The sequence below is a fragment of the Hominenteromicrobium sp. genome (genome assembly GCF_046974225.1).
GTDB classification, from domain to species: Bacteria; Bacillota; Clostridia; order Oscillospirales; family Acutalibacteraceae; genus Hominenteromicrobium; species Hominenteromicrobium mulieris.
The window spans coordinates 1-25562 of sequence record NZ_JBKWAE010000013.1; the positions used below are offsets into that span (position 1 = coordinate 1).

The 25562-nt window shown below is 47.5% G+C and carries 24 protein-coding genes; 10 read left to right on the forward strand and 14 right to left on the reverse strand.

From position 1 onward, the window contains the following. Nucleotides 1-24 precede the first annotated feature (24 nt). The 12 genes from ACLTX1_RS09800 to ACLTX1_RS09855 all read right to left on the reverse strand — a co-directional run bounded on the left by ACLTX1_RS09800 (nt 25) and on the right by ACLTX1_RS09855 (nt 10859). Nucleotides 25-426 (reverse strand): winged helix-turn-helix domain-containing protein, encoded by a 402-nt coding sequence (locus ACLTX1_RS09800; protein ID WP_343284465.1) that lies wholly within the window; start codon nt 424-426, stop codon nt 25-27. 5 nt (nt 427-431) lie between these two features. Then, the gene (locus ACLTX1_RS09805) at nt 432-812 is read right to left on the reverse strand and encodes an iron dependent repressor, metal binding and dimerization domain protein (protein WP_148485995.1); all 381 of its coding nucleotides are present in this window, start codon (nt 810-812) and stop codon (nt 432-434) included. Nucleotides 813-863: 51 nt separating this feature from the next. Next, complete coding sequence (locus ACLTX1_RS09810) at nt 864-2519, reverse strand: ABC transporter substrate-binding protein (protein WP_343284180.1); 1656 nt, start codon at nt 2517-2519, stop codon at nt 864-866. Between the two features lie 23 nt (nt 2520-2542). Next, on the reverse strand, nt 2543-3322 hold the full coding sequence (locus tag ACLTX1_RS09815) for an ABC transporter ATP-binding protein (protein WP_148485933.1): 780 nt from the start codon (nt 3320-3322) through the stop codon (nt 2543-2545). Continuing rightward, on the reverse strand, nt 3316-4098 hold the full coding sequence (locus tag ACLTX1_RS09820; protein WP_148485934.1) for an ABC transporter ATP-binding protein: 783 nt from the start codon (nt 4096-4098) through the stop codon (nt 3316-3318). Before ACLTX1_RS09820 ends, ACLTX1_RS09815 begins: the two co-directional genes overlap by 7 nt. 2 nt (nt 4099-4100) lie before the next feature. Next, entirely contained in the window at nt 4101-4919 is an 819-nt protein-coding gene (locus ACLTX1_RS09825; protein WP_148485935.1) for an ABC transporter permease, read from the reverse strand. Beyond that, nucleotides 4909-5853: an ABC transporter permease gene (locus tag ACLTX1_RS09830; protein ID WP_395590056.1), complete on the reverse strand. Its 945-nt coding sequence runs from the start codon at nt 5851-5853 to the stop codon at nt 4909-4911. The genes ACLTX1_RS09825 and ACLTX1_RS09830 overlap by 11 nt, the downstream gene beginning before the upstream one ends. Next, complete coding sequence (locus ACLTX1_RS09835) at nt 5850-7610, reverse strand: ABC transporter ATP-binding protein (RefSeq protein ID WP_148485937.1); 1761 nt, start codon at nt 7608-7610, stop codon at nt 5850-5852. The genes ACLTX1_RS09830 and ACLTX1_RS09835 overlap by 4 nt, the downstream gene beginning before the upstream one ends. After that, the gene (locus ACLTX1_RS09840) at nt 7603-9360 is read right to left on the reverse strand and encodes an ABC transporter ATP-binding protein (protein WP_412330868.1); all 1758 of its coding nucleotides are present in this window, start codon (nt 9358-9360) and stop codon (nt 7603-7605) included. The genes ACLTX1_RS09835 and ACLTX1_RS09840 overlap by 8 nt, the downstream gene beginning before the upstream one ends. Before the next feature lie 81 nt (nt 9361-9441). Then, on the reverse strand, nt 9442-9645 hold the full coding sequence (locus tag ACLTX1_RS09845; RefSeq protein WP_148485996.1) for a cysteine-rich KTR domain-containing protein: 204 nt from the start codon (nt 9643-9645) through the stop codon (nt 9442-9444). Beyond that, a complete protein-coding gene (locus tag ACLTX1_RS09850) occupies nt 9645-10271 on the reverse strand; it encodes a TetR/AcrR family transcriptional regulator (RefSeq protein WP_148485939.1) in 627 nt (208 codons plus the stop codon). The genes ACLTX1_RS09845 and ACLTX1_RS09850 overlap by 1 nt, the downstream gene beginning before the upstream one ends. Before the next feature lie 228 nt (nt 10272-10499). Then, complete coding sequence (locus ACLTX1_RS09855; RefSeq protein ID WP_148485940.1) at nt 10500-10859, reverse strand: helix-turn-helix domain-containing protein; 360 nt, start codon at nt 10857-10859, stop codon at nt 10500-10502. A 476-nt stretch (nt 10860-11335) separates the two neighbouring features. On the opposite strand from ACLTX1_RS09855, the gene ACLTX1_RS09860 reads away from it, so the two are divergent. From ACLTX1_RS09860 to ACLTX1_RS09895, 8 genes are all read left to right on the forward strand, one after another. Then, complete coding sequence (locus tag ACLTX1_RS09860; RefSeq protein ID WP_412330869.1) at nt 11336-11770, forward strand: winged helix-turn-helix domain-containing protein; 435 nt, start codon at nt 11336-11338, stop codon at nt 11768-11770. A 442-nt stretch (nt 11771-12212) separates the two neighbouring features. Further along, nucleotides 12213-12638 carry a sigma factor-like helix-turn-helix DNA-binding protein gene (locus tag ACLTX1_RS09865; RefSeq protein WP_148485942.1) on the forward strand — a complete coding sequence of 142 codons (426 nt, stop codon included), beginning with the start codon at nt 12213-12215 and terminating at the stop codon, nt 12636-12638. A gap of 572 nt (nt 12639-13210) precedes the next feature. Beyond that, complete coding sequence (locus tag ACLTX1_RS09870; RefSeq protein ID WP_412330870.1) at nt 13211-15163, forward strand: ATP-dependent DNA helicase; 1953 nt, start codon at nt 13211-13213, stop codon at nt 15161-15163. A gap of 15 nt (nt 15164-15178) precedes the next feature. Continuing rightward, on the forward strand, nt 15179-15613 hold the full coding sequence (locus ACLTX1_RS09875) for a recombinase family protein (protein WP_412330871.1): 435 nt from the start codon (nt 15179-15181) through the stop codon (nt 15611-15613). Beyond that, nucleotides 15607-15807: an SHOCT domain-containing protein gene (locus tag ACLTX1_RS09880; RefSeq protein WP_412330872.1), complete on the forward strand. Its 201-nt coding sequence runs from the start codon at nt 15607-15609 to the stop codon at nt 15805-15807. The genes ACLTX1_RS09875 and ACLTX1_RS09880 overlap by 7 nt, the downstream gene beginning before the upstream one ends. A 104-nt stretch (nt 15808-15911) precedes the next feature. Further along, nucleotides 15912-17456 (forward strand): recombinase family protein, encoded by a 1545-nt coding sequence (locus tag ACLTX1_RS09885; RefSeq protein WP_148485946.1) that lies wholly within the window; start codon nt 15912-15914, stop codon nt 17454-17456. Nucleotides 17457-17467: 11 nt separating this feature from the next. Then, nucleotides 17468-18313 (forward strand): recombinase family protein, encoded by an 846-nt coding sequence (locus ACLTX1_RS09890; protein WP_148485947.1) that lies wholly within the window; start codon nt 17468-17470, stop codon nt 18311-18313. 22 nt (nt 18314-18335) lie between these two features. Beyond that, nucleotides 18336-19979, forward strand: coding sequence for a recombinase family protein (locus tag ACLTX1_RS09895; protein ID WP_148485948.1), 1644 nt, complete (start codon nt 18336-18338; stop codon nt 19977-19979). 407 nt (nt 19980-20386) lie between these two features. On the opposite strand, the gene ACLTX1_RS09900 is transcribed toward ACLTX1_RS09895, so the two are convergent. Both ACLTX1_RS09900 and ACLTX1_RS09905 read right to left on the reverse strand, forming a co-directional pair. After that, nucleotides 20387-21376, reverse strand: coding sequence for an aldo/keto reductase (locus tag ACLTX1_RS09900; RefSeq protein ID WP_395506511.1), 990 nt, complete (start codon nt 21374-21376; stop codon nt 20387-20389). A gap of 76 nt (nt 21377-21452) precedes the next feature. Continuing rightward, nucleotides 21453-22340, reverse strand: coding sequence for a LysR family transcriptional regulator (locus ACLTX1_RS09905; protein WP_176819939.1), 888 nt, complete (start codon nt 22338-22340; stop codon nt 21453-21455). A 465-nt stretch (nt 22341-22805) separates the two neighbouring features. Here ACLTX1_RS09905 and ACLTX1_RS09910 point away from each other — a divergent pair, with 465 nt between their 5' ends. Both ACLTX1_RS09910 and ACLTX1_RS09915 read left to right on the forward strand, forming a co-directional pair. Then, nucleotides 22806-23978, forward strand: a complete 1173-nt coding sequence (locus ACLTX1_RS09910; RefSeq protein WP_308448084.1) for an O-antigen ligase family protein — start codon at nt 22806-22808, stop codon at nt 23976-23978. Between the two features lie 171 nt (nt 23979-24149). Beyond that, entirely contained in the window at nt 24150-25556 is a 1407-nt protein-coding gene (locus tag ACLTX1_RS09915) for an amidophosphoribosyltransferase (protein WP_308448083.1), read from the forward strand. Nucleotides 25557-25562: the final 6 nt, after the last annotated feature.

The window sequence follows — 25562 nt, forward strand, 5'->3', positions numbered from 1 at the left end:
CCTGCAAAAAACAGGCTGCTGGCTTTATTTTGTTTCAAGGCTGTATCCGACATCACGGATACAGCGCAGACGGATACTGGAATCTTTTCCTAAATTCAACTTGCGCCGAATTGACTGCACATGATGGCTGACAAGCTTCCGAGCCTCGCCATAGTCTGGCTCCTTCCAGATTTTTTCGTAAATCTGGTCATGTGTCAGCACTTGGTTTATGTTCTGAAAAAGGTACAGGAGAATCTCATACTCGGTTTTCGTGAGAGGGATCTCCCGCCCTTTGCAGAATACCCGGCGCTGGTTTTCCCTGATTTCCAAAGCAGAGGTACTCTGTTGTGACCTAAACTCCATCAGCTCTATACGAGAAGCGGATTGGGCCAGCCCCTGAACTTTGAGAAACGCATCCTCATCTCCATCCTCAAAGATCAAAAGCATGATTTTCACTTGACCTCTTCGCCCTGCCTTTCAATAGAACGCCTTAGTTTTTCAAAGGCTTCTGGACTGATTCCATGCTCCATCCGGCAGGCGTCCGCTTCCGCAGTTTTAGGATCTACGCCTGCCGCGATGAGCCGTTCCATGAAAAAGCAGTGGCGTTCATATACTGCTGCGGCAACCTGTTCTCCTGAAGATGTCAGGGAAAGTATGCCGCTTGAATCTTTACGCAGATATTTTGCCTTGGTTAATTCTTTTACAGCGCGGCTTACAGAGGGTTTTGTTACTTCCAAATACTCCGCAACATCTACACAACGGACATCCCCTTGTTTTTGAAAAAGGATATATACAGCTTCCAGATAGTCCTCCATGGATGATGTTAGACGCAGTCGGCACACCTCCCTTATCTATTAAAAGTAAAAGAGATAATCTATGAAAAATTACTTTAATTTAATTGCTGCAACGTCAACATGATTTGGAATACTGTTGAATGTGTAGGACTCTATCACCTCATTATTGAACACCGCATATTCGTTTCTGTAGTTCAACGGAATCACAACGCTGCTTTCATTTGCGGAATTAAGGGCAGTGGTAAAGATATTCTGAACAGTATCCGGATCATCTGTCTTGTAAAGGCCGGCAATCAGTTCTTTCGCTTCCTCTTCGCTCATTGTGGCAAGTGCTTTGGCGATCTGAGGATCAGTCGAATAAATTCCACTGGCATCTGTATAATCAGTAGAAGGATACATATTGGCGACAAATGTGTACGGATCATAGGGGAACCAATAGCTCATATACGCGGTGATTTCGTAGTTCCCTTCTGTAAACACCTGTTGCATAAATGCCATCAGGTCAATAGGATTCGTCGTGATTTCAATGCCAAGCTTTTTCATCGAATCCTGGAAGAAAAGCACTACCTTGTCATACACACCCGTGGAGGGATAAGTAATCGTAAAGGAAAGCTTTTTACCATCCTTTTCTCGGATGCCATCGCCATCCGTATCAGTCCAGCCGGACTTGTCCATCAGTTCAATGGCCGCATCCATATCATAGCTCGGAGTTGTCACATCTACCTCGCAATAGGGCATATCCGCAGGCATAACTGAATCTGCTTCCGTTCTCAAGCCCGAATAAATATTTTGAGCGATAGACTCTTTATCAATAGCCATCTGGATCGCTTTTCTGATATTGATATCATCCAATGGAGCCACTTCGTCGTTAAGCGCAATAAACTCTGTGACAAAATCAAAATCGGAAATTACGCCCGTAATGCCTTCCGTGCTGGACAGTTCCTGATAGGAAGCAGCATCCAATGTGTCAGAACCGATAATGAAGTCCACTTCTCCAGCCCTCATTGCAGCGACCTTGGATTCCGGAATAACTTTTACTGTGAAGGAATCTACATCCGGTTCTTCGCCCCAATAATTGGGATTGCGTACAAAAGTGTATTCCGTTGCAGTATCATTCACGCTCTCAAACATATAGGGACCTGTACCCGGCGTATGATTCATCAGATATTCTGAGTTCAAAGAACCGTCCTCATTGAAGGCGGATGCTGAAAGAATCCCTCTCGGCATTACCATGGACAAATCGTTGAGAACATTGTAATAAGGACGAGTCAAATGAAAGGAAACCGTGTATTCATCATCTACTGTGATCTCGGATGTCAACATATCAAGCTGCCCGTAATTGGAACTGGTTCCTATGACAGACTTCATATTGTCGAAATAGAGTTTCACAGCCTCCGCATTGAAGGGTGTTCCATCATTGAACTTTACATCTTCACGCAGATGGAAAGTATAGGTGAGTCCATCATCGGAATTTGTCCAGTCTGTAGCAAGGCAGGGCTGGTACTCTCCGTCCTGATATTTGACCAAAGGCTCATAAAAGTTGTTCATATAATATGTAGCCTCATAGGACTGTACCGCAGGGGCAAAGCCCATCGAAAAGTTTGCGCTTTGCGCAATAGAGATCGTTTGAGATGCGTTCTTGTCTGTTTGGCCATTACTGGAGGATGAGGGATCTGTATTGCTGCAACCAGCAAGAAGCGTCAACCCCATTACACAAGCCAAAAGAAGGGATAAAAGTTTTTTCATGTTTGTGCTCCTTTACATGTTTTTTATTGCAAAGCCTGCCTTTTTGAAAGGGCGGCCTTTACAAGCTCATTAGAATATGGTTCATGAAAATCCGAAAAGCTTTGCGGTTTGTAAACTGTCTCGATTATTTTCCCGAAACGCATCACATGAATGGTATCTGCCATATACATCGCAATGTCTAAATCGTGGGTAATAATCAAATAACTCAATCTCAACTCGTCCCGCAAATTCCGTAACAGATGCAAAATTTGCTTTCTTAATGTAACATCAAGCCCACTAAAAGATTCATCGAAAATAATGTGCTGTGGTTCTGTTGCCAAAGCACGCGCTACACAGAGCCTCTTTTGCTGACCACCAGAAAGTTCATCAGGGCGACGATTCAATATATCTCCCCCTAAATTAACCATGTCCAGCAATTCTTCGACTCTCTTTTTTCTGTCCTCTTTTCCCATATCCAATAAAAGATGGAGAGGTTCATCCAAAATTTGTAATACGTTTTGGTGAGGATCAAGAGAACTGGCTGCATCCTGCATGACAAGCTGCACTTTGCCTCGCATCTTTTGAAGCGTTTTTCTTTTGACGCCTGTCACTGTTAAATTATCTAAAGTAACTTTTCCGGCATCGGGGAGCTCGATATAGGACAAAATTCTGGCAAGTGTGCTTTTTCCACTTCCGCTTTCGCCTACGATGGCCGTGATACTGTTGTCGGCAAGCTCGATAGATACGCCTGACAGGGCTTCCAACAGGTCTTTTTTTCTACCCGGTATTTGATATTTCTTTATAATTCCTTCTGCCTTTAGCATAGCGCCTCCTGAAACAGTATACTTGCTTCCATCAATTGTTTTGTGTAATCATGCCGTGGTGTGGAGAGCACCTCATGGGTTCTACCCTGTTCAATGATTTCTCCCGATTTCATCACCGCAACACGGTCGCACAGTCTCGCTACTACACCAAAATCATGTGTGATAACCAGCATCGATACCCCTGATGTTTTTATTTTTTCCAGTTCATTTAAAATCAAATATTCACTGGCCGCATCTACGGCAGTGGTAATTTCGTCTGCAATAATCAGTTTCGAAGCCTGCTGCATAGTGAGAGCAATCATCACTCTCTGCAGCATGCCGCCCGAAAGCTCATCCGGATAACTGTTAAAAATTTTTTCCGCATCCGGCAAGTTCACACTGGCCAACGTATTCGTAAGTTCTCTACAAAAGTTGTGCCGTTCTTCTCTGGTATTGAATCGAAACCCCATTTCAAGTTGTTTTCCCAGCTTCACCATGGGAGCAAATGCAGTCATGGGATTCTGCGGTATCATACTGATCTGTTTTCCTCGATAGTCAGCCAGTTCTTTTGCATTCATGGAAAAGACATCTCTGCCATTCCAGCGAATTTCCCCTCTGATTTGAAAAGCACGAGAATTTAACAGCCGCATAATACACTTGCTGGTCATGCTTTTCCCGCTTCCGCTTTCTCCGATCAGCCCGAAGGTTTCTCCCTCGCCTACGGAAAAGCTGATGGAGTGAAGCAATTCCTCTTTTGTCAGTTTTGAGCGAACTGTTAAACAGTTGATATCAAGCATTTCTAACCCTCCCGTGGTGCGTAAATATCCCGCAAAGCCTCACCGAACAAATTAAATCCACCGGCTGTAAACAGGATACAAAGCCCCGGATAGACCAGAAGCTGCGGCTGACTGAAAATCAGTTGTTTGGCATTCACGAACATGGCGCCCCACTCTGCTGTTCCCGCCTCCAAGCCCAGCCCCAGAAAGGCGTAACTGGAAATCATAATGATAATGGAGGACAGTCCTGTACTGAATATCACCAAAAGATGTGGAAGGACATTTGGAATAATATGCCGGAATATAATCCGCAGTTCTGAACAGCCTGACATCCGGCAGGTGATAACATAAGGTTTTTGTTTTTCTCTGAGAACGTAGGTACGAACCACTCGTGCATTCCATACCCACATGGCAATTACAATGGATAGAATGATACTGAACACTTTTGATTCAAATAATCCCACCAGAGTAATGGCCACAAGAAAGGGTGGAAATGCCATAAAGATGTTAGAAACAACATCAAAAATCCGGTCAAGTACACCGCCCAGATAAGCGCAGACAGTAGCTACGACCGTACTGACAAGTGCCAAAATGATAAGCGAGGGCAGAGCGATAGACATAGATGACCGCGCGCCATAGAGCAATCGTGAAAATACGCAGCGCCCCATTTCATCTGTTCCAAGAGGATATTCTGAATCAGGTGCAGACAAAGCATGCGCGACGTTTAGCTCTGATGGATCATGCGGTGCTATAAAGGGCGCAAATGCCACAACAAAAAATACAATTAACATCATGGCCAACCCAAGCAGTGCCTGCGGTTTATGTAAAATTTTACGAATCATAAACCTTCTCCTTTGCTTTTCCGTGTGGGTTTAAAGCGATATTGACCAGATCCGCTATAAAATTAACCAGAACAAAAATGGCGGCTGTTAACAAAACACATGCGTTGATTGTAATAGTGTCCCGTGCATTTAACGCTGTTACCAACATAGAACCTATTCCCGGAATAGAAAAAACTGATTCCACCATTGCGCTGCCTGCTATCATAAACCCAAAACTTTGGGCGAGCATTGTTACCAAAGGGGGCAGTGCAAACCGGCTTACCATAAAAGCGATTCTGCGTTCCGAAACCCCACGTGAACGGGCATATAAAACGAAATCCTGACTATATCCCTCCAAAAGTGAAGAACGAAACACACGAATATTACCTGCCGCAACCGGGATTGCCAGAGCCAAAGCCGGAAGAATAAAATCTTTCATGCTGTCTGCCCCCATAATGCTGAAGATCGGAATCTGAACAGAAAAGGCCAGCAGGAGCATAAAACCAATCCAGTAATTGGGCAGAGACATGGAAACGATCCCAAACAAGTAAACTGTTTTATCGAATAATCCACCTTTTTTACTGGCAGATAGCACACCCAGAGGAATACTAAATATGGCTGCAAACAACAACGCCAATGATGCCATTGTGATGGTTGGCCCTAATGAGGCTGTCAGTTCTTCGATGATAGGGCGGCCTGTATTGTAGGAATTTCCAAAATCTCCATGTAACGCGTTCCACAGCCAAGAACCATATTGCTGGATCAGAGGTTTGTCAAGGCCCAATTCTTCCCGTACTAATTCAACCTGTTCTGGAGTGGGTCTTGAATACCGGCGCACAGCCAAAGCCTCAGCCGCATCTACAGGGGATAAATTTGTGTAGATGAAAGTCAAAATCGTGACGCCAAACAGCACAAGGAGAAATAAAGATAAGCGCGTCAATATTTTTTTGCTCATACTCCAACTCCCAAGGCTCCTTCTCCAGCAATACTCCAGCTTTCGGCTTTCTTCCTGCTTTGGACAAAATCCGCATAGATTCCATCCTGCTTTATCAAATCCTCATGTCTGCCGCGCTGTATGATACGGCCAGCCTCCAGAACAAGAATCTGATCCGCATGTTGAACGGTTTTGAGCCTGTGGGCAATCATAATAATCGTTTTATTATGCGTCAACGCTTCAATCGCTTCTTGAAGTTCAGCTTCATTTTCCGGGTCAACGTTGGCGGTAGCCTCATCCAAAATGATGATCGGGGAATCTTTCAACATGGCGCGTGCGATGGATAGGCGTTGACGCTCTCCACCGGAAATAGTAGCTCCACCTTCTCCGATCACCGTGTCGTAACCATCCGGAAGGGCAGAAATAAAGTCATGGCACCGGGCTGCCTTGGCAACCGCCACAACCTCTTCGTGAGTGGCACCGGGTTTTCCAAATTTAATATTGTTTTCAATCGTATCATTAAAGAGGTAGACCGTTTGAAATACCATACTAAAGTTTGCCATCAAGCTGTCCAACTGGTATTCCCTGATATCTGTCCCGCCCAATTTAACTGTTCCACTGTCCACATCCCAGAAACGAGCCATTAAACTGGTAAGAGTTGTTTTTCCTGATCCGGAGGGGCCAACGATTGCAGTGGTAGTCCCTTCCGGTATGGAAAAGCTGACATCATGGATAATTTCCCGTTCTCCATAAGAAAAACTGACATGTTCAAATGTAATATCCCTATTTTTCGTTTCTTGTTTTGTACCTTGTTCATCCATGCGGGGAGCATGATCAATCTGTTCCACTCTGTCAATGGAAGCGTCAATCATCGGAAGCATAAAGAACATTTCTCCGGCTGACTCAAGCTCGCTGTAAACAAGAAAAGCGGAAATCGCCATCATCAAGCAGGTAAATAAAGTCATAGCTCCACTTAAATATAGCCAGATAGAAAGAAGCACAGCCGCTACCGCAGCAATTCGCAACACAATTTGCTCCAGAACATTGTATGGGATACGCTTGCGCTCCAGCTTAAAGTTTTGATACTCCGTTTCCTCTATGGTTTTATTTAATGTTTGATTCGCCGCCTTATCGCCATGAAACGCACGAACAACGCTCATTCCCTGAATATATTCAAGAACGGAATCTACCAATTTGGTTTGTGCCTGCAAACGTCCGGGAGAAAGCTGACGGGATTTTTTCAGCAATTGTGAATTAACAAATAAAAACAACAGTACTCCTAATAAGAAAATCAACCCTATACGCCAATCAAAAAACAGAATCGCAATAGAAAATACAACAGTACGGATGATCCCCACCATCGTTCGGGCAATGACGGCAAACGACATACTCTCCAAATCTTCCATTGTAGAAGTTGCTGCAGCCGTAAGGCTTCCCAAGCTTTGACTATTGAAATAGCCCATCGGCATGTACTTCATACGTTCACCGATCCTGATTCTTTTTTCCTCACACATATGGTAATTGGCCTGTCCTTCACTGTTGTGGGCCAGATACCAGAAAACCGCAGCGCCTGTTACACTGACCAGCATGACGCCCAGTGCGGCCAATGCTGTTTCGCCTGTAACATTTTGTTCTACCAAGGCTCGCAGCACAACCAGCAAAGCAATAAACTGGATAGCTTCAAAAATACTGCGAAGCAGTTCATAACCCATTCCCTTATACCACGTCTTTTTCTGTTTTCCAGCAAAAGCAAAAAAACGTTTATATGCGTTAAACATTCTCAGCGCCTCCTTTCATACCGGCAGAGTCTTTTGCCTGTATATGCGCTTTCCACATATCTGTATAAAGCGGACAATTTTTCAGAAGTTCTTCATGAGTTCCAGTTGCGGCGATTTTTCCGTTTTCTACTACTGCAATCTGCTCAGACTGGATAATAGTCGATAACCTATGTGCAATAACAATCAAGGTCTTTCCTTTAGTAAGCCGGTTCACCGCATCCTGTATAACCGCTTCATTTTCCGGGTCAGTATAGGAAGTCGCTTCGTCGAGGATAACGACGGGTGCGTTTTTCATCATAGCTCTGGCAATGGCAATCCTCTGGCGTTCTCCACCGGACAAATGGCTTCCGGCTCCTCCCACAAGGGTTTCGTAACCGTGTTCGAGGCCCATAATAAACTCATGACAGCCTGCAGCTTTGGCGATTTCCTCCACTTCTTGGTCTGATGCGTTGGGATTACCCATACGAATGTTTTCTCGTACAGACACATTAAATAGAAAATTGTCTTGGGATACATATCCAATTAAATCCATTACTTGATCTGCGGGAATTTTTTTAATGTCAACCCCACCAATCGTAATTGTTCCTTCATCAATATCCCAATAAGAAGCAATCAATTTTGCGATGGTAGATTTACCGGAACCAGAAGGACCAACCAAAGCGGTTGTAGTTCCCTGTTCAATTTTTAAGTTTATACCCTTTAAGACTTGAGTATCCTTATATGCGAATTTCACATCGGTTAAAGTAATATCCAATCCGTTTAAGTTTTTATGTTGGAGTGGACGATCTAAATCCGGTTCTGATAAAATAGAACTGATTTCTCCAACGATGGTACTGATTTTGGAAAAGTCATCGGTTAAAAAGATTGCAGATACCAACGGGCCTACAATACCCAGCGATAAAATCATAATAGTGATGAAGGCAGCTGTGGTAAGGCTTCCGTTCATATAGAAAATACATCCAATGGGGAGTACCCCAATCAAAACAGCTGGCCAGATGGTCATCATAAGGGCTGAATACCCTTGTGTAGATTTCATCCAGTCAAGAATCAATTCTGCATTTTTATGAACAGCCTGCGTAAATTTCCCATAGGACACCGCGCTCTGGTTAAACGCTTTAATGACTTCAATCCCGTTGATGTATTCTACTGTGGTAGCACTCATGTGTTTACCTGCTTGTACGACTGCCCCGTATTTTTTAGGATATTCTTTCATTTGTGCCATATAGCACAGGATACCAATCGGAATAGTAATCAGAGAAACGAGAGCCATGCGCCAGTCTAAAACAAACAAGTAGATAATGACTGCGACAGGAACCAAAAGGTTAGAAGTCATTTCGGGAATGATATGCGCCAATGGAACCTCCATCTGTTCTACTCGCTCTACCATAGAACTTTTCAGTTTTCCCGATGGCGTATCGGTTAGATACCCCATAGAAACCTTTGTCAACTTCGAGGCAATCCTTCGCCGTATTTCAGATAAAACTGCAAACGTTGCTTCGTGCGAAGCTTTTGTCGAAAACCCATGAAATACAGACTTCATGATGAAAGCGACCAAAGCAACAGAACACCACAATAGGTATATAGAAAAATCCTGTTCTCCTACAATAAGCAAATTAATCATCTTTGCGACTGCAAAGTATGGTACAATACCACTGGCCACCCCCAACACAGATAAAACCACGGAGCAAAGGAATCCACCCTTATGCGGACGGATGAAATCCATGATCCCAATAGATGAAGTTTGCTTCATAAAAAATCCTCCTTTCGTTAGCTGTAGCTAACCATTGCGTCTAAAAAAAGCCGATAACTTGTAAGATTCCTGTCTTACAAATTATCGGCTCTGCGTCTTAGCGTCTGGCTCTAACGATACTATTTTATTTTCTTGAACATCTATGATATGTTCATGTCCACACTTAGGGCAAAACAACGGAAAACGCTTTAATACTGTATCTCTGTTTACCTTCGTTCTCGTTTTATTGCCGCAGACAGGACAATGAACCCAGCCGGATGAATCAATCCACCCACTCAAAAGCATCACCCCGCATTTTCTTCAAAAATCGTCTTCCATCCGGCATTATAAAACCTTCTCATTCTTTGGATATGCTCGACAGCCTGATCTTGGGGCATATCATGAATAACCACTTCAAATAGTCCGGCATAAAAAGCACTGGACAGAAGGTGCGCCAGTTCCGGCGTAAGCCGTCCGGAGGAAAGCGCGTCATTTCCTGTCTGTTCAATAAACTGCATGGTACAGGAAATATCCAATTCAATAATCCGATGGATAAATTCCTGATATGTGCTATTCTCTCCACTGGTAAGAATCAGCTTAAACTCGTCGAAATGATCGTAGATATATGCAATTACCTTAGAAAAGCCGTCGTTTCCAAAGGTCATAACCTTTTCTTTCTGCTCATCTGATGAAAGTATTTTAAAGCGATGGAGTTCCCCTTCGAGTAAATTACAAAATTCATCAGCCGTTGGCCCTACTAAAGCGCAATACAGACTTTTCTTATCAGGATATCGGATATAGATAGCGCCTTTGCTGGAGCCTGCTTTTTCCGCAATCACCTGCAGCGAAGCGTTCTCATATCCACTCTTTAAGAACTCTTTTTTAGCTGATTCAAGCAATTTTTCAGTAACGCCCTCCACACGTTTTGCCATTCCATCAACTCCAAACTCGAATTTATAGGTTGATTTTGTAAACAGATTAAAACCTTCGGTTTCAATCCAACGGTTTTAATATACTGCTTTTTTTGAAAACTGTCAAGTTAATTGTCTCACAAAGTTAGTTTCTTCTAACCTCGAAAAATAATGCAATTTGCACATATAGAAAGAGCCGAATAAAATTAGTTTACTCGGCTCTTTACAGCATAACAGATTCTATTTTTTCTATTTTGCAAACTCCTGCATAATCAAGTTGAGAATTTCCTGCTGACCCGTAGATAATCCCCCGGCCTTCGGCTTAGTGCTTTGTTTCAATTCTTTTACCAGCCGACGAACCAAATCGCGCTGCTCATCCGTCATATCCGTTAAAAGCACCTGATCCTTTTTATCAAACCCAACCAAGTAGTCTAACGAAACATCGTAAATCCTTGCCATAGTGGTGAGGACATCCAGCGTGGGGATTTTGATATTGTTTTCATAGTTGCTGATTACCGATCCGGCCCGGCCTACCCGACGCCCAAGTTCCTCCTGAGAAATACCATGCTTTTCCCGCAGCATCCGCAAATGATTTCCAAAATCAAACATCCCTATCACCTCGCTCTGTCCTGTGATTTCGTGTATAGCTATATTTTACTCCGTTGACCTTCGCGTCTGGCTAAGTGTATAATAAAAGTATTTAGCGAATCGCTAAGATTATGAGCGAATATTTTTCCGATTTGCGATGAAAAGGGAGCCGAGAAGCCCATAAGAAAGGTTTTTTGGCATAAAACCGCCCGAAAGAAATAGGGCGGGCTGTTCGTAAAGAGGGAGTGGAGTAACTGTGGTGAGAGGACTCACGCCCCTTTATTTTCCCTGTAATGGCAACACAGAAAAAGGCGCTTTCCCAACCTTTTATGATGAAATCACCCTGCCGAATGTTGTAAAATATACTTGTTATCAAGCTGACGATTTCAAAAGGTCAGATCGGGCTACATTCCCCATTATTGTGGCAGCGTATGCCCAAAACCCTTTATACAAGAGAAATCCATATCCAGAATTCATGCACTGAAAGGAGTATCCAAATGCCAAAAGTAATGATCATTGAATGCAGTGATGAAGAAGCCGACCGTTTGGTTGAGCAGATCAAGAGCATTATTGCCGAACCCCAATACCAGCCATTTCGAGGGCCGGGAAAGGTTTATGAATTCGGCTCATTGCGGATTGACCAGCCCAAGCGGGAAGTAACCCTCCATGGTAATGCTGTAAAACTAAACCATCGGGAATTCGAAATCCTCGGCTTATTTGCTTCCCATCCGAATCAGGCCCTTTCTGCGTCTTTTCTCCACAATGCCGTTTGGCTTCATCCAGATTCGGAGCATGGAGAGGAAGAAGCTGCCGCCTATGTGCGAAGCCTGCAGGAAAAACTCGGCCTGAATAAATCGAACCCCACCTGCCGGATCGTTGAAGGTACCTGTGCAGAGAAAAAAGGCTGTTGTTTTACCTTTTTGGTTGATTAAATAAATATTCTTGTTCTTTTGTCATGTAATGTAGATAAAAGCACTACGAAATATGCAAATGAAAGGAGAATCGAATCAGAAAAGTAGTTTTTCTCTTTTATACTGTCCCCATCTAAATTTATATGGGGAAATATGGAAATAAAACAACGTCCGCTTTCCCCATGCAGAGGGGATGGCGACAATGCGGCGAAAACCACCGCACACAGAAAGGGCTGCAGCTTCATACGAAGCTGCAGCCCTTTTTCGTTCGACATTATCTCATTTTAATTTACCATTAAATGCCAATTTCGAGGAAACAGCCTCGCTATGCGCATTCGCCTGCGGGCGGGTGCGCTTTTTTCATGTTTTTAGAAAGAGGTCATGGCTAAGAACTCATAGCGGCAGGCCGCCGCCCCGACAATCTGAATTTTTCAAAATTTCAGATTGATCGGAGGAAACAGCCATGGCTTACAACAAAGCCAGAGCCGAAAAACAGTGGCTCAAATGGAAAGAAGCAGAAGAAAGAAAACTCAGAGAACTCGGCGTGGATGAGGACACCATCCAACGCCTGCATACATACGATTGGGCGCAGTTCAATAAGGAACGGCAGTACCTGCAGCGACAGGTAGAATGGTCACATTATGTGGACTGGGTTTCAGCACAGGATCTGGAACTGCCCGTCGAGGATACCGAAGCCCTGCTGGACAGCATCGAGGATATGGAGCTTTTTTCTTTGCTACACAATATGGACAAGCTCACCCTCGAAATCCTCTTCATGAAGATGGACGGATACGGCAGCAAGGAAATCTCAGAGAAAACCGGCCTGTCAGTAAACGCCATTGATCTGCGGATTTTCAAACTCAAGAAAAAATTAAAAAATTTTTTATAAGCGGAAAGATTCCGGCCTTTTTCCTGGGCTATAGGGCGAACGGGGAAAAAGAAACGTTCGCCTTGCAGCTTGAAAAGTAAATACCAGCCATGCGGGTACGTTCCCGCCTGAGCGAGCGACTAAAAGTTTGTTATGCACAAACTTCGGAAAAAGCGCCATGACGAGCCGCACGCAAGCTGCCTCCCTTTTCAGGGATGGCGGCTTGTGTTGTTGGCTTTGAGCGATGCATTTTGACCGGAAAGAGGGGGTAGTTTCCCTTTTCGCCACGACCTTGGGCGGGGTATTATGATACGCGCTATCGTTTTGCCCACACGTCAGATGGGCTGGCCGACCTTGGGTTGTAATCAGCAAGACCTTCGGGGAGCCAGTGAACGGCTTGTCAACTGCAAGCCTGCCCGCATGGTTCCCAAGGTTGCCGGGGGGCGAGCAGCAAATACGGCACATCAAATTCAACCCTTTTATTTTTATTCAGATTGCCGTTGACGGCGAATCCGTGCGGCGCAGGTTTTCTGCGCCGCATCAGTTTGCCGCCAACGCACAAGAGCAAATTGCTCTAAGGAGAATGTGCCGAAATGAACAAGAGCCTGAAAGAGCAGGCCCATGGAGAGATCGAACGGATCTTCCGAATCCTTCTCCCTCAAAACGGGCTGGCAGTTCGGGAAGAACAGATTACCCTCTGCCACGCCATGCTGGATACCCTGCTCAAAAACAATATCGCTTTATGCGACGCGGGAGTCGGGATTGGCAAGACCTACGCCTACCTGACCGCCTGCATTTTACTGAAGAAGTTTGCCCCGCACGGGCCTGCCGGTTCCCAGCCAGTAGTGGTCTCCACCTCCAGCGTTGCCCTGCAGGACGCCATCATCGGGGAGTACATCCCATTTTTGTCCCGGATTTTTCTGGAGAACCGCATTATTCAAAAACCCATCCGGGCGATGGTGCGAAAAGGCAAGGAACGCTTTGTCTGCGATGTCCGTCTTTCTCATCGGTTGGAAGCCGTGAAACATAAGAAAAAGAATGCGGAGCAGATGAAAGCCCTGCTCTCCCTTCGCACCTATTATGATTTAGACGCCGTAACCGGCCTCAGTGGATTTGACAGGCGGCAGGTATGCGTCCCCAAGGTTTGTGAGAAAAGCTGTTCGCTGCGAAATGCCTGCCGGTACCATCAATACCTGAAGGAAGCCCGAAGCGCGGAGATTTTCGTCCAGATCTGCAACCACAACTATCTGCTGGCCGACGCTGCCCACCGTTTGCAGGAAATGCGGCCCCTTCTCAATGATTACCGGGCTTTGGTGATCGACGAGGCCCACAAGCTGCCGGACGCAGCACGCCAGATGTACGGGCAGAGTTTGTCTGCGGAGGATTTCCGTGAACTCTGCGACCTGCTGGCAAAAGAAAAATATATCCTTGCTTCCCAGCGTCTGCGGGAAAAGTTCCGCGCTCTCATGGGGGCCATGTGCCGGGGCGAACTGCTGGAAGAAGCCCAGCGCACCGCCTTTATTTTAACGCCGGATCGGGAAGCGGCCCTTCGAGATTGTCTTTCCCTCCTTCGGCAGCTTCAAAAACAGCTTGCCCCGCACCTCCCACGGTGGCTTCTTTACCGGCTGGGAACAACAGAGCAGGCCCTCGGCCTGTTTTTTACCGGGGACCGAAAATACATCCTCTACATCCAGTACGACAGGGACGGAAGCCCCAGCCTCTGCGCCGCCAGCCGGGAACTGCCGGAGCAGCTGCGCCGGGCGCTGTGGCTGAAGGACGTCCCCGCCATCCTGACCTCCGGCACCCTCATGGCTGGCGGCAGCTTTGAACGCACAAAAAAGGTCATGGGGCTGTCCTTAAATCAGCGGCTGGAGGATTTTATTGCGGTTTCGCCCTTCAATTATGAGGAAAACTGCCTTCTTTACATCCCAAATGATCTTCCCAAAACACAGATGGGCAGTGAACAGGAAGCTAAGTGTCTGGCAGAGCAGATCTGCCGTTTAGTGGAAGCCACGCATGGCCACACTCTGGTGCTTTTTACTTCCTATTCCCTCATGGGCGCTGTTTACAATCAGGTAAAAGACCGGCTGTCTTTTCCCTTGATGGAAGTATGGCGGCACTCGCAGGACGTCATCCACCAGTTCAAACAGGCCAGCAACGCTGTGCTGTTCGCGGCGGGCTCTTGTTGGGAAGGTGTGGACTTTCCCGGCGATATGGTGTCGTCGCTCATACTTGTGCGGCTGCCGTTCCCTGTTCCCGATCCATTGAGCGAAGCGGAACGGGAGCAGTACCCAACGCTGCAGGATTATATCAAAACCGTAGTAATCCCCGATATGCAGGTAAAGCTGCGGCAGGGCTTCGGGCGGGCCATCCGCACCGAAACCGACACCTGCGTGGTGAGCATTTTGGACTATCGGGCAGCCCCCGGAGAACGGTATCACAAGGCTGTGCTGGAAACCCTGCCGAACCTTCGGCTCACCAGAAAAATCGAAGATGTCGAGGAATTCATCCGGGCAAAGAAAGGCCCGGATTATTTTATGCCATAAAGGAGATTGACATAGATGAACAGAAAAACAGAAACGGCGGGATTTCCCTACGCAGACCGCCCCATGTGGTTATACAGCCGCAGCAGCGATAAAAGGATGTTCGTCCTGATTCAGCAGATGCGGAATCTCTTAGAGGAAGCCAATCATCGGGAATATACCGTTGTAGGTACTTCTCAGGATATGGGTACCGGCAGAAGCATGGCCCGCATGGGCCTGAAGCAGATGATGCGGAGTGTGCAGGGCGGCTTCGTCCGCGCTGTGCTTGTGCGGGATTTATCCCGCCTGAGCCACGATCCCGCCATCCTGATTCAAATACTGGAATTTTTGCAGGATCACGACGCGGTACTGATCACCACCGAGAGCGACCTGCGGTATGAGCTTTACGTCAAGGGACTGGAAAACCGCTTTTTCCAGAGGGCAGCCAAAAAGGGCCTCCATTTGCCATGGTGAAGGGGGCTGAATTTATGCGTGTTACTTACAATCCAGAAGCGCCCTCACCTCTCATAGTCAATGAAATTAAATATTATATGGCGCTTTCGGCCTTGAAAAAGATGCTGGCCGATAGCGTCATAACCTCTGAAAATTACAAGAAAGCGACTGTTGCTATTGCCGAAAGATACCGGGTTTTGCGATACGATATTTAGTGGTTATCGTGATAGCTTTGTACCAGCCGTTGTGGTAATGTTGTTGCTGCGGGGTGGTCACAATAGATGCCGCCCAAGAAAGCGCAGAAAGGGCGGTGCGGAGAATGCCACAGGTGCAGATCATAGAACCTACGATAAGACCACAGAAACAGAAAATCCGGGTTTGTGCCTATGCCCGTGTGAGCAGCAACTCCGATGATCAATTGAACTCCTTTTCCGCGCAGGTCGAATATTTCACCCAACTAATACAAGCCCACAGCGATTGGGAATTCATTGACATCTATGCTGACGAGGGCATAACCGGTACCAGAGCCGACAAGCGCGACGATTTCCAACGGATGATGCGGGACTGCAGAGCTGGGAGGATTGACCGCATACTGGTTAAATCCATTTCCCGATTCGGAAGAAACAGCGCCGACTGCATTGAAGCCGTTCGGGAACTGAAAATGTTGGGAATAGCTGTTGCGTTTGAAAAAGAAGGCATTGATACAGGCCGCATGACCAATGAAATGTACTTTTCCATGTACAGTGCATTCTCACAAGAAGAATCCACTTCCATTGCGAAGAATATGCGTAAAGGCGCAGTCATGCGGATGAAAAATGGAACCTACCGTCTATCCCAAGCGCCTTATGGCTACCGCTTAGATGAAAAAGGCGGTTTTCTGATTTGCCCGGAAGAAGCGAAGGTTGTCCGAAAGATATTTGGGGACTTTCTCTCAGGGAAAAGCATTCGAGAAATCGCCAATGAACTTGCACAGGCCCAAGTGCCAAAGCTGAAAGGGAACCCCGTGTGGAGTGCCACCGGGGTTTCTTATATTTTAACCAACGAACGCTATATGGGAGATGAATTGTTCCAGAAACGCTTCACCACTGACGCATTTCCTTTTAAGAAAGTAAAGAACCGTGGCGAGAAAAGCCAATTTTATGCGGAGAATACCCATGAAGCTATCGTCAGCCCCAATGTATTTCGTCTGGCGCAGGAACTTCTAAAAAAGAAAAATCAACTCCATGGACGGAAAAAGGAAATCCAGACCTATACTTTCTCCAAAATGCTGGAGTGCGGCGAGTGTGGAAGCACATTCTGCAGGCGGGTAACCAAAGCCGGAACTGTAGTATGGGCCTGTTATCGGCATTTCCGTGACAAAAAATTGTGCGCCATAGAAAATGTGCAGGAGTCCGAAGTGGAATCCGCATTCGTTACCTTATATAACAAGCTGGGGAGAAATCGCTCAGAGATTTTAACCCCATTCATTACGCAGGTGGAAAAACTGCGTGATAAAAATTTCATGTCCCATCCGGGGGCCATGCAGTTGAACAAAGAAATAGCGGATCTGTTGGAGCAGAATCATGCGCTGGCTACTTTGAGAGCAAAAGAGTGCATTGATTCTGCTTTTTATATGAGTGAAACCAATACCAATAACACCAAGCTGGAAAATTTGCGGAAGGAGCTCCAGCGATACCGTGACTTAAACGACTACCATGAAATACTCAATGGAAGCTACCTGCTTCTAAAAATTTTTGAAGAGCAGGAAAGTATCTCAGAGTTTGAGCCTGTAGCTTTCCGCAATATGGTTATTAAAGTGAGGATTTTTTCAGACACCATCTGTTTCCGGTTAATCAACGGGATGGAATTGGCTGAAAGAAGATAGGAGTTGTACCAATGAAAAAGAAAAGATACCTGCCCTTCGGATATCAAATGGAAAAGGGAGAAATCATCCCGCACCCTGACGAGGGACCTTTGGTACAGGCTATCTTTTCAAAATACCTTGAAAGGACCGCCCTTTCAACACTCGCCAAATATGCCTCCTTGTCGGGCATTCCTTATCGGGAAGGAGCCGGGCAGTGGAATAAAGCCATGGTTTGCCGGATTTTGGACAATTCCAAGTATGCAGGCGATGAAGGATTCCCGCCGCTGATTTCAAAGGAACAGTTGGAAGAAGCAGCTTTCCTCAGAGCAGCCAAGGCAAAGCAATATGGCGGCAGCCTGCCTGTGGAAATGAAAAAAATCCGCCAGCAGATCTGCTGCGGAAACTGTGGGCAAATCCTCAAGCGAGTCAATATGCGGACAGGATACATCTTGTGGGAATGCCCAAAATGCGGGATAAGCACAGACTACATACCAGACGAACTATTGCTGCAAAGCGTGACTGCCCTATTAAACCGGGCAATTAAAAACCGGGAAAAGCTGAAACCGGAAGAAAGGCATTGTGAATGCTTATCCATCGAAGTCCTCCGGTTGAACAATGAAATTGACCGGCAGATGACCAATCCCCGCGCTAATGCGGATCAACTGCTCCAGCTTATCATGGATTGTGCCAAAGCGAAATACGAAGTCAGCGAAAGCGGTGCTTCGGAGCAGATGACTCAGCTTATACAGGAACGGCTGGCCGATCAACCCCTGATTTCCGATTTCGACTACGACCTGTTTAGCAGCATAACAGAGAAAATCCTTATTCAGCCAAATGCTTCCGTTCACCTTCAACTGCGAAACGGAAAAATGATATAGCCTACCGGAAAGGAGCGTTTATATGGAGCCACAAGCCCCCATCAGGCAGAAAATCATCCGGGAGATTAAACCCTCCCCAGTGCTGCAGGCCCGAACCCGCAATCACAAGCTAAGGGTAGCGGCTTACTGCCGAGTCAGTACAGAGCAGGAAGAACAGCAGACCAGTATCGAAAACCAAATCACCTATTACGATGATTTGATTCGTTCAAATCCTGAGTGGGAATATGCTGGCGTTTTTTCAGACGATGGCATCAGCGGAACCAGAGATGAGAACCGCCCCGGTTTTATGGAAATGATAAAGCAGTGCAAAAAAGGGAAAATCGACATGATACTGGCAAAGTCGCTATCCAGATTTTCCCGAAATACCCTGCAATGCATTTCGTACATACGAATGCTCAAGGATCGGGGCATTATCATCCGGTTTGAAAAAGAAGGACTGGACACCTCCCGTGTAACAAGCGAAATATTCTTCACATGGACCAGTGCTTTCGCCCAAGGCGAAAGCGAATCTCTGAGCAACAATGTTAAATGGGGCAAACGAAAAGGGTACAGTCAAGGAAATTTCGCCTTTCCCTATAAGAATATGCTGGGCTATAAAAAAGGAGAGGACGGAGAGCCGGAGATTGTGCCGGAAGAAGCAGAACATATCAAAATGATTTTTAACCTGTTCTTGCTGGGCCGCAGCCTGCGTCAGATCAAGGAAGCCTTGGAACGGCGAAACATACTGACGCCGCGGGGGAATCCAGAATGGGGATTGTCCAGTATTGAACATATCCTGCGAAATGAAAAATATATGGGCGATGTACTGCTGCAAAAGAGTTACACCGTAGACTTCCTGACTAAGAAAAAGAAGAAAAACAACGGGGAGCTCACCCAATATTACATCACTGACAACCATCCGGCGATTATCTCTCGTGAGGATTTCCTAAATGTCCAGCTTGAACTGACCAGAAGGAACAGCAAAAAGAAGGTTTCCCAAAAGAAAACCAAGAGTGCGCTGGGCAAATACTGCAGCAAGTATGCACTTTCCGAAAGGCTGGTTTGCGGGGAATGCGGTTCCATGTATCGCCGGACCACATGGGTAAAAAAGGGCAAGAAGAAAGTAGTCTGGCGCTGCATCAGTCGATTGGAATTCGGAACAAAATACTGCCAGCATTCACCAACCATATCGGAAGAAGCCTTGCATCAGGCAATCCTCCAATGTATTCAAAAAGTGGTCGAGGACAAAGAAGATATCCTGAAAAATCTGCGTGATGTTCAAGAAAACATTATCCTGTTTTCCGGGAATCAAATCACACCGCAATCACTGGAAAAGCAAATAGACAAGTTGCAGCAGGAAATGTCGGCCTTAGTTAAAATTATCGCGCAGGGTGGCGATAGCGAATTCTATGCCGCCAAGTTACGGCAGCTTTCTGAACAGAAAATGGGCCTTACCAGCCAACTGCAGGAAATCCAGAAAAAGAAGATGGCAGATCAGGCACAGGAATACCAGTACCAACAAGCCTTGCTTTATATCAACAATGAGGAAAACTTGAACCTTACTGAATTTAACGATGACTTTATCCGAAGAATTATTGAACAGATAACAGTTCTCTCTGCCACCCAAATCAGAATACGGTTTGTCGGCGGATATGAGCAGGACGCAAACCTGCCATTGAAAAAATAGGTTGCCTGCAAAAAAATAGCACCGATGTCCTCAATACGGGGGCATCGGTGCTATTTTTTTGTGGGTAACTGTTTGGCCCATAACCCTCTTAACATACCATAACATCTCCTGAAATTTTTTTGTCGAAAAGACTGGACAGGACTTGGGATGTATGCTATAATAATTATACAGAAATTTTGTTGCAGAGTTTACCACGATTCCGGTTAAGCCAAGCGCAAAATTTTGGGCAAAAAAATTTATTTTTTAAGTTTTTTGCCGTTTCTCAGTTGAATACAAGGGGGGATCTAAAGTGTCCACCCCTTCCAGAAAAAAGGACTTTGCATTTTGCAAAGTCCTTTTTCAATGAAACGAATCCCTTCGGTATGTGAAATTGCCCTGCGGGCAGTGAAATGCGCTGCGTCTCCAAATCACCCATGGTTCTGCGCCATCACGCCGACCAACGCGTGCGGCACATAGGGCTCTTCAAGGTATGCAATCTCATCAGCGGTGAGCCTCAATTCAACGGCGTTCACAAGCCCCGTGATGTGCGAAAGATTCGTTGCGCCGCAGATGGGCGACGCAACCTTCGTCAGCAGCCACGCGAGCGCGATCTCCGTCATGGTACAGCCGCGCTTCTCGGCCAGCTCCGCCACACGGTCAATGATCACACCGTCGGTCTCGGCGGTCTTGTCGTACTTAAATTTCGCGTAATTGTCTTCCTCAAGGCGCTTGGAGCTCTCACCAGGATGCCTCGAGAGCCGCCCTGCGGCGAGTGCACTGTATGGCGTCATCGCAATGTTCTCCGCCTTGCAGAATGGCGCCATTTCGCGCTCCTCCTCGCGGAAAATGAGATTATAATGCCCTTGAACGGACACAAACTCCGCCATGCCGTGCATACGGGCGTAGTAATTCGCCTGCGCCAGCTGCCACGCATAGCAGTTCGAGATGCCGATGGCGCGGACCTTGCCGGCCTTCACCGCGTCGTTCAGCCCCTCCATAATCTCCTCAATGGGCGTGCGATAATCCCACATGTGGCAGATGTACAGATCAACGTAGTCCATACCGAGACGCTTCAGGCTTGCATCGAGGCAGTTTTTCACGTGCTGCTGCCCCGTCACGTCGTTTGCAATCTCCTCGTCGGTGCGCGGCTCAAATTTCGTCGCCAGCACCACGTCCTCGCGGCGGGCAAAATCGCGCAGCACACGGCCGACAAACATCTCGCTCGTGCCGCCTTGGTAGCTCATCGCCGTGTCAAAAAAGTTGATGCCGTTCTCGAGCGCCGCTTTGATGATCTCGTTGGAGCTTTCCTCATCCAGCGTCCAGCGGTGCTGCCCCGCGGCCGCTTCGCCAAAGCCCATGCAGCCAAGGCAAATGCGCGAAACATTCAGGTCAGAGTTGCCGAGTTTTACGTATTCCATGTGTCTTCCCCTTTTCTATAAAAATTCGTGATTTCTTGCTTTCAGTATACTAAACCATCAAAAGAATGTCCAATACTTATTTTTTATCCTTCTCCATGCCGGAAATGTATTTCTTCGCAAAATCGAGGAACGCGTTCGTCAGCGGTGAGAGCACACGGTTCTTTTTCCAAACGAGCACCGTCGCGGCGCGGATCGGCGGCTGCAGCGGCACGAATTTCAGGCCGTTATGCTGCAGGTCGAGCTTCAGCGTGAACAGCACGCCGTTTTCGCGGCGAATGACCGAGGCCATGTTGTATTGCAAATCGCCGTGCGCGATAATGTTGAGCCGGTCCGCGCTGTCGCCGAACCAGTTCACAATCTCACTGCGGATCTGGTCCCGGCGCGAAAACACCGCCGGGTACGGCACAATGTCCTGTGGCGTCAAATACGGCTTCTGCGCCAGCGGCGAATCCGACCGCACCAGCGCGTTCCACGTTTCCGGCACCGGGAAGTGCAGAAAATCATACTTGCTGATTTCCACCGGCTCCAACAGCAAGCCGATGTCCAACGTGCCACGTTCAATGCGCTCCTTAATGTTATCGGAGTTGCCGCTATAAATGCTGTACGTCACGTTCGGGTGCTCGGCGCGAAACGCCGCCAGAATGCCGGAAAGATGGCAGGAGCCGTGGTACTCGCCGCTGCCGATGGAAATTTCACCGGTCAGCATTGCCTCCTGCTTTAATTCCCGCTTCGTCATTTCGGAAAGCGTCACGATTTCCTCTGCGCGGCGGCGGAATAACATACCCTCCTCCGTCAACGTGACGCTGTGGTTGTTGCGGCTGAACAGCTTCACGCCAAGCTCCTGCTCCAGCCCCATCAGCTGGCGGGAAAGTGTGGGCTGTGTGATATGTAAAAGCTGCGCCGCCTTCGTGATGTTCTCCTCACGCACAACAGCCAGAAAATACTGCAAGACTCGTATATCCATAGATCTGAAAGCAGCCTCCTAAACCTCGGGCGGCAAACGCGCACCCTTTATATTTCGTATTATAGCACGCCTGTCATGCCCATTTCAATACAGCGCATTGTTCAAGTTGTGCAGACAAATCTTGTGCAACTTCAATAAAGTTTTGCGCCTTATGTAAATCTTCTGTTCAGTTTTAAAATCAAATCTTACAAATCTCTTTATAAATGCAAAAAAGCTGCAAAAGCCCTTGTAAATCCAGAAAAGTTGCGCTAAAATAGTAATCCGCGCTGGGGTATTTCTTATTTATATGAGCGTGCTCATGTACGCATATACGCACATGATTTGGATTTTTATGATTTCGTAATTTTTTGAAACGGTTTTACCGGATCACGGTATGCGGCCGCGGTCCACAGGAGGTGCATTTATCTGCAAGTATTCAGAGCACTGAAAAAGGGATTTTTAGAGCTTACCCCAAACGAAAAGGTCTTGCTTGTTTTAACGGCTTCCATTTTCCTCACCGTCTATGCCGAGATGCTGGCGCTGCTTTTATTGCCGTTTTACATTGCCGCCACGAAGCAGAGCTTCGTTTTCTTCCGCCGTAAACAGGATTTATTTTTTCTTTCGGCTTTCTGGGTGCTCTCCCTGCTCGTCACGATTTTCTCAGGCGGCACCGTAACGGATATTCTGCTCGGCGCTTTTATGGTGTTCGCATTCATCGCCGTCATTTTCGTCAGCTATACGATGACCCAGCGCGCGTTCCGCCTCATTTTATCTTTCGTCTGCCTCATGAGCCCCTATTGCCTCCTTATCGCGCTCGTTCAGCGCGCGCTCGGCATGGAGTGGGTTTACGGTGCGCGGTATAACTCCATCTTTACAAACCCCAATTACTATGCGTTTTACATTTCGCTCGTCGTGCTCTTCTGCATCTACAACATCGTAAAAAGCGAAGACACGCCGCTGCGCGGTTTATACGCTGCCCTGATTCCGTTGAATCTTATCGCGCTCGAGCTCACCGAGTGCCGCACCACTTTCATGGTGCTGCTCATCGTCTGCCCTGTCATGCTGTGGTTCTGTGGCAAGAAGAAGTGGCTTTCCGTGTACCTTTTCACCATGCTCGGCATTTTGCTCACACTCGTTCTGTTCGGTGAATCGCTCGATTTCCTCCCGCGCATCGATCTCATCCGGCACGATTTTGCAAAACGCATGAGCATCTGGTCGGGCGCCATTGGCAGTATTATGGACGCCCCGTGGTTCGGCCGCGGCTACAATACATACGCACGCATCCATGACCTTTACGGCTCATATAGCATCGCAAAGCATTCGCACAACCTGCTTTTGGAGCTCCTCATGGACTTCGGATTTGTGGGTACGGCGGTCTTACTCGGTTACTTTGCCATCAATGTCGGCAAGATTATCCGCCTGCACCGCAGCCACAAGTGCCACCAGCGCTACGCCCTCACGGTCTCCGTCATCGTTTGCGTTCTGCTGCACGGGCTTTTGGATATCTCCATGCTGTGGCCGCAAACCGGTCTGCTCGTCATTTACATCGTCGGCTTCAGCACCGAGTACGACAAGCAGCACATCTTCGGCACAGACCGCCGCCACGAGATTTTTGCGCTGCACGCAAGATCCATTCAGGCAAAAGAACCCATCTTGTAAAAAATTCTGTTATCCTTTACAAAAAGGCTGCCGAAATTTCGGCGGTCTTTTTCTTTTGTGTCTCTTTTCGGATAACGCGATTTTTGTTATAATAAAAGAGTTTTGGACAATACCGCATGAATTCCCCGCGGTACTGCCCCCTCAATTTTTCAGCAAAGGAAGATCTATTTTATGGGCGGTTTTTTCGGCGCAGCATCGCAGACTGACTGCGTTTTCGACCTTTTTTTCGGCATTGATTACCACTCCCACCTCGGCACACGCCGCGCGGGCATGGCGGTTTACAGCCCGGAGACCGGCTTTGACAAGGCCATTCACAACATTGAAAACGCTCCGTTCCGCACGAAGTTTACAACGGAATCGCAATCTATGCACGGCACGCTCGGCATCGGCTGCATCTCCGATTATGAAGCACAGCCGATTTTAGTGCGTTCGCATCACGGCACCTTCGCCATTACGACCATCGGCAAGATCAATAACGCCAATGAGATCGTAGAGGACATCATCGGGCGCGGCACGCATTTCTTTGAGATGCAAAACGGCGAAGTGAACCCCACAGAGCTCGTCGCCGCCATCATCGACCAGAAAGAGAATTTCATCGACGGTATTCGCTACGCGCAGGAGGTCGTCGACGGTTCTTTGAGTATGCTCGTCCTGACGCCGCGCGGCATTTACGCGGCACGCGATAAACTCGGCCGCACCCCCGTCGTGCTCGGCCAAAAGGAAGACGGCTACTGCGCAAGCTTTGAAAGCTTCGCGTATTTAAACCTCGGCTACCACGACCTGCGCGAGCTCGGCCCGGGCGAAGTTGTCGTGTTTGACGCCGACCATGTGCAAACGCTCGTCGCCCCCGGCAAAAAAATGAAGATCTGCACGTTCCTGTGGGTCTACTACGGCTACCCGTCCTCCAGCTACGAGGGCATCTCCGTCGAGAGCATGCGCTATAACTGCGGCCGCGCGCTCGCCCGCCGCGATAACGTCCACCCCGATATTGTCGCCGGCGTACCGGATTCCGGCATCGCGCACGCCATCGGCTATGCCAACGAGTCCGGCGTACCGTTCTCCCGCCCGTTCATCAAATACACGCCCACATGGCCGCGCTCCTTCATGCCGACGCACCAGAGCAAGCGCGACCTCATCGCCAAAATGAAACTCATCCCGGTGCACGACCTCATTGAGGGCAAGAGCCTCCTGCTCATCGATGACTCCATCGTGCGCGGCACACAGCTGCGCGAAACGACCGAGTTCCTCTACGCAAGCGGCGCAAAAGAAGTGCACATTCGACCCGCCTGCCCGCCGCTGCTCTTCGGCTGCAAATACTTAAACTTCTCCCGCTCCACGTCCGAAATGGAGCTCATCACCCGCCGCGTCATTAAAGAGCTTGAGGGCTGCGACCCCGACCGCGCCACACTTGAAGAATACGCCGACCCGGACAGCGAGAAGTACCGGAAGATGGTGGAGAAGATCGGCGAAAAGCTGCACTTCACCACCCTTCACTACCACCGCCTCGACGATATGATGGAGTCCGTCGGCATCGACGCAGACTGCCTTTGCACCTACTGCTGGAACGGCAAAGAGTAATGTAAA

Excerpts from the sequence above, each read along its gene's own strand:
- ACLTX1_RS09885 (WP_148485946.1), top strand. The coding sequence starts at position 15,912 with ATGCCACAGGTGCAGATCATAGAACCTACGATAAGACCACAGAAACAG.
- ACLTX1_RS09830 (WP_395590056.1), bottom strand. The coding sequence starts at position 5,853 with ATGAGCAAAAAAATATTGACGCGCTTATCTTTATTTCTCCTTGTGCTG.
- ACLTX1_RS09890 (WP_148485947.1), top strand. The coding sequence starts at position 17,468 with ATGAAAAAGAAAAGATACCTGCCCTTCGGATATCAAATGGAAAAGGGA.
- ACLTX1_RS09900 (WP_395506511.1), bottom strand. The coding sequence starts at position 21,376 with ATGGAATACGTAAAACTCGGCAACTCTGACCTGAATGTTTCGCGCATT.
- ACLTX1_RS09870 (WP_412330870.1), top strand. The coding sequence starts at position 13,211 with ATGAACAAGAGCCTGAAAGAGCAGGCCCATGGAGAGATCGAACGGATC.
- ACLTX1_RS09835 (WP_148485937.1), bottom strand. The coding sequence starts at position 7,610 with ATGTTTAACGCATATAAACGTTTTTTTGCTTTTGCTGGAAAACAGAAA.
- ACLTX1_RS09850 (WP_148485939.1), bottom strand. The coding sequence starts at position 10,271 with ATGGCAAAACGTGTGGAGGGCGTTACTGAAAAATTGCTTGAATCAGCT.
- ACLTX1_RS09815 (WP_148485933.1), bottom strand. The coding sequence starts at position 3,322 with ATGCTAAAGGCAGAAGGAATTATAAAGAAATATCAAATACCGGGTAGA.
- ACLTX1_RS09905 (WP_176819939.1), bottom strand. The coding sequence starts at position 22,340 with ATGGATATACGAGTCTTGCAGTATTTTCTGGCTGTTGTGCGTGAGGAG.
- ACLTX1_RS09880 (WP_412330872.1), top strand. The coding sequence starts at position 15,607 with ATGGTGAAGGGGGCTGAATTTATGCGTGTTACTTACAATCCAGAAGCG.
- ACLTX1_RS09895 (WP_148485948.1), top strand. The coding sequence starts at position 18,336 with ATGGAGCCACAAGCCCCCATCAGGCAGAAAATCATCCGGGAGATTAAA.
- ACLTX1_RS09875 (WP_412330871.1), top strand. The coding sequence starts at position 15,179 with ATGAACAGAAAAACAGAAACGGCGGGATTTCCCTACGCAGACCGCCCC.
- ACLTX1_RS09915 (WP_308448083.1), top strand. The coding sequence starts at position 24,150 with ATGGGCGGTTTTTTCGGCGCAGCATCGCAGACTGACTGCGTTTTCGAC.
- ACLTX1_RS09865 (WP_148485942.1), top strand. The coding sequence starts at position 12,213 with ATGGCTTACAACAAAGCCAGAGCCGAAAAACAGTGGCTCAAATGGAAA.
- ACLTX1_RS09855 (WP_148485940.1), bottom strand. The coding sequence starts at position 10,859 with ATGTTTGATTTTGGAAATCATTTGCGGATGCTGCGGGAAAAGCATGGT.
- ACLTX1_RS09800 (WP_343284465.1), bottom strand. The coding sequence starts at position 426 with ATGCTTTTGATCTTTGAGGATGGAGATGAGGATGCGTTTCTCAAAGTT.
- ACLTX1_RS09860 (WP_412330869.1), top strand. The coding sequence starts at position 11,336 with ATGCCAAAAGTAATGATCATTGAATGCAGTGATGAAGAAGCCGACCGT.
- ACLTX1_RS09820 (WP_148485934.1), bottom strand. The coding sequence starts at position 4,098 with ATGCTTGATATCAACTGTTTAACAGTTCGCTCAAAACTGACAAAAGAG.
- ACLTX1_RS09810 (WP_343284180.1), bottom strand. The coding sequence starts at position 2,519 with ATGAAAAAACTTTTATCCCTTCTTTTGGCTTGTGTAATGGGGTTGACG.
- ACLTX1_RS09840 (WP_412330868.1), bottom strand. The coding sequence starts at position 9,360 with ATGAAGCAAACTTCATCTATTGGGATCATGGATTTCATCCGTCCGCAT.
- ACLTX1_RS09825 (WP_148485935.1), bottom strand. The coding sequence starts at position 4,919 with ATGATTCGTAAAATTTTACATAAACCGCAGGCACTGCTTGGGTTGGCC.
- ACLTX1_RS09845 (WP_148485996.1), bottom strand. The coding sequence starts at position 9,645 with ATGCTTTTGAGTGGGTGGATTGATTCATCCGGCTGGGTTCATTGTCCT.